Genomic DNA, 3,409 nt, shown 5'->3' with positions numbered 1-3,409 from the left:
ATGAGCATTCCGACCGGACTCGCGCACGAGGCTGTTTTCAACGCAGCATCACCGAGTATCAAGGCTTTTCATACAGAGCCTAATGCCGATGCTGCTGGCGCTGACGCTGCTGGCCAGATGTTGCGCGACGAAGCCAGAAAGGCTCGCCGCCACCGTCAGTTGCTCCGGCACGGAGCCCGCCGTTGTCGCCAGAGGCACGGCAGCAACCCGCACCGCCATGGTGCTCTCCGACCTGCTCAGCAGGGCTGACGCGAGAGCGGGAGAGTTGGCGAAAGCTTATGACTCAGCCTGAATAGCGGCACTGGCGTGCGAAGCCTCTTATGATGCTTTGGCGAAGCCACAGGGATAGGAATACCTGCTTAAATTCAGGGATACTTATGGTTTTCAGGGGGAGGGGCACATGTCAAGAATAAAAAGTGTAATTTGGAGTGCGTGTCTTCTAGTGCTTGTTTTTTCTGCTCCTGCACAATCTGCATATTATTTGCATGATGCTGATATAGAGGGTGCCATTTCTGCCCATGTCAAAAATAAATATCCCTACTCCTCTATAGGGTCAAGCATAAAATTTCGCTCGGCCAATGGAATAGTTGTTCTTGCGGGTTTTATGAAGAATGCCTCGGACGCGAAAAAGCTGGAGGGGTTTGTTAAGTCAATACCGCATGTCAAGAAATTGGAGGCTTCCTTGAGCGTGAGTAATCCCGCTGTTGGTCGAGATGTCAGATCTGATGTTGCGATTGAAAAGATTCTGGATAACCTAGAAGAGAAGAATAACCGGCTTCGTACAGTGGTAATGGATGGCTCTGTTTACCTCTTGGGACTTGTTTCTTATGCTGAGCGAGACTTCGACGTGGCTGCTCTGAGCGATGCTCCAGGCGTCAAGAAGATCACATTACTCTACGAGTATGTAGATACCCGGGAAAACCCGGTCTCAGCAGTATCATTGCAGCGTTCCGAGGAAGAAGGTTATTCCGAGCCAGACAGGAACGACAGTGATGCCAGTGAATCGTCAGGGCTTGGAATTGCTCTGAAGAGTGTAGGTCAAGCGTTAATGGCAAGCGGGAACTCTGGCCAAGCGGGCGCTGGTTACCTAGCGGCAGGCGTTGGCTCAATCATTAGCGGTGAAACTAATAGCTTGGAAGAAATACAACAGCCGCCAAATATGCAGACCCAGACGAAAGCAAGGCCTTCGGCAAGCCAGATGCATAGTAATGGAACACAGGCTTACGCAAATGCTGCTCCATCAGGAAGTTATCAAGACCCAAGTGGGTCTACCAACTCGTCACCATATGAGTATGATACGGCTTATAGCGAATGTGTAAAATATTCGGCTCATCCTAGTTTGAAAGGTTATAGCCAGTATCTTAATACCTGCGGATTTTCAGTCAGTGTTTTGTACTGCGTTACTGATAAAAATGGCCAAGATGGCTGTGCCAGGCGGTCCTTTGGATCGTTCGAGCTGTCTCCTGGGGCCAGCAATCTCGGTGGTGCTGGGGATAAAGTATCTCGCTATGTGGCGTGTAAGCTTCCATTCCGTGCCATAGGTGCTAATACAAAATTTAACGGCGCAAATATGTCGGTGCCATGCCAAAAAAATAGATAGCTATTGCCAAGCAAGCCCGAGATTTTCGCAAAAGCGCTGTGACTGATGTGCCGGTCGGCAAAGCACGTGCCAATGACGGACCTCTACAGAGGCCTTATCAGCTCTGCGTCTTGGTTGCGGACATTGCCCACCTGCTTGCTGACTTGGTGCCACTTAAAAGCAGACGCCGGCCGGCACTCATGCAGGAGGATTTCCGCCGCTAGCTCAACGGGTGTCTGCGGATCCAGCCAATCGCGTGCCGTGGCGGGTGACAGCACAAGCGGTTTTCGATCGTGGATATCATCAGACCCTGATCGGCTGCTGCTGTAATGATGACGAAGCCGTCCTGCTCATGAGGCTCCACGACTGTATGAGCTTCGGCAAGAGCAGCGAAGAACAGTGGCTCATTGTCAGCACAAGTGATGTAGTAGAGCTGCTTACGTTTGGGGTCCGCAGGATCAGCAATCCATTCGAACCATCCATTGGCTGGCGCTAACGCTCGGCCAGCCGGCCACAAGTCCTTAAAAAACCTCCCTGTCGCTACCGTTTCGGCTCGCGCATTAATTGGGTTCGGACGCTTTCCCTTTGCCCAAAAGGCGACCACCCCCATTTCAAGCGATGCACCGCCAATCCCTCTCCTGTCTCTCGGATCACCTCTACCTGGGTGGACGGCGCGACGTTGTAACGATTGACAGGCTCATGGTCGTATCCATTGATCACGACCAGGTCTAGCGATAACTGCCTCAAAGGATGTTCAACCCGGACGAATCGCACCACGCCCAGGGTGCATTGGTCGAGCTGCCATATCCGACCTGCGACACACTACTCATGACGAAGTTTGCCGGCTTGGCACTCGAGCAGATCTTCAGGTCTGGCTACAGGTACAGCAAGGCAGAGGTGCTGTGATGGATCTACGGCAGCCGGGGGAGTTCTCGGAGGATCTGTTCGCCGCCAGGCAGTCAGTTGGTAGCGACCGGCTGATGCAAGTGATGGACGATATCAATGGAAGGTGGGGAAGGGGAACAATGCGCGCCGCTAGTGTGCCGTTGGCACCAGACTGGGGAATGAGACGGGACATGATGAGCCAATCGTATACGACAAGGCTCGATCAGTTGTGGACGGTGAGGTGCAATTGAATTGCGTTTATCCGGGGCGAGGAGATTATAGGGTCTTCTCGAGTCCAGGCAGCCCTTCGCTACCAACTGCTGGAGTTCCAGTGTCAGGTTGTTTAGCTGGTGGATGAAGTGGGCGGATGGACGGCAGACGAAACTCCCAAGCATCAAGGCTGCAACCACGGTCGATGAGAGCGTTTCGAGCGACAAGAAGTACAGCGCGAAGCCGGCTAGGACGAGAGAACTGGCGACTCACCAAGTCCTTCATTTCATGAAGGACCACGGCATCTTTATCGAAAACCCGGAAAGAAATCCGGTTTCCGTAGTCGTGCCTCTTTGCGACGCATCGGAAGGGAGCAAAGGCTTTTTCGATTATCCGGGCCGCGTCATTAGTCGAGAGGTAGATGTCCACTGTGGCTCTCCGAATCGCTGGAATTCGCGATTTTAGCTGGTGATTGTAGGGCGAAAAACAGTTCCAGAACTAGTGTGGCGACCCCCTCTGGTGTGTGGGTTACAGCGCGGCAGATTCGAAAGTGTTTTGGAACCGAAACCCGCTGGAATGCCACGCGATACGGGCTTTTCGCTATCGGATTGCAAATCCGTCTACGCCGGTTCGATTCCGATCTCGGCCTCCATATTCGAAAGCCCCGCAGATTAACGTCTGCGGGGTTTTTTCTTGTGGGCGGGAAAGTGCGATCGTTTCCGCATCAGCATCCGA

At 52.9% G+C, this 3,409-nt stretch carries 1 protein-coding gene and 3 pseudogenes; 3 read left to right on the top strand and 1 reads right to left on the bottom strand.

Annotated elements, in window-relative coordinates:
* Positions 1–72: 72 nt before the first annotated feature.
* Positions 73–292, top strand: a pseudogene (locus tag DM374_RS32185) (DUF2514 family protein); the annotation flags it as partial.
* A gap of 108 nt (positions 293–400) precedes the next feature.
* Positions 401–1,600, top strand: a complete 1,200-nt coding sequence (locus DM374_RS32180) for a BON domain-containing protein (protein ID WP_110973497.1) — start codon at positions 401–403, stop codon at positions 1,598–1,600.
* 83 nt (positions 1,601–1,683) lie between these two features.
* Here DM374_RS32180 and DM374_RS32175 read toward each other — a convergent pair.
* Positions 1,684–2,362: pseudogene (locus DM374_RS32175) on the bottom strand (SOS response-associated peptidase).
* On the opposite strand from DM374_RS32175, the pseudogene DM374_RS32170 reads away from it, so the two are divergent.
* Positions 2,330–2,715 (top strand): annotated as a pseudogene (locus DM374_RS32170) (DUF4113 domain-containing protein); the annotation flags it as partial. The pseudogenes DM374_RS32175 and DM374_RS32170 overlap by 33 nt on opposite strands.
* Positions 2,716–3,409: the final 694 nt, after the last annotated feature.

The organism is Pseudomonas huaxiensis (genome assembly GCF_003231275.1).
In the GTDB taxonomy this organism is placed as follows: domain Bacteria; phylum Pseudomonadota; class Gammaproteobacteria; order Pseudomonadales; family Pseudomonadaceae; genus Aquipseudomonas; species Aquipseudomonas huaxiensis.
Note: the sequence above shows the minus strand (reverse complement) of the source record. Positions and strands in the feature narration are given on the sequence as shown.

Excerpts from the sequence above, each read along its gene's own strand:
- DM374_RS32180 (WP_110973497.1), top strand. The coding sequence starts at position 401 with ATGTCAAGAATAAAAAGTGTAATTTGGAGTGCGTGTCTTCTAGTGCTT.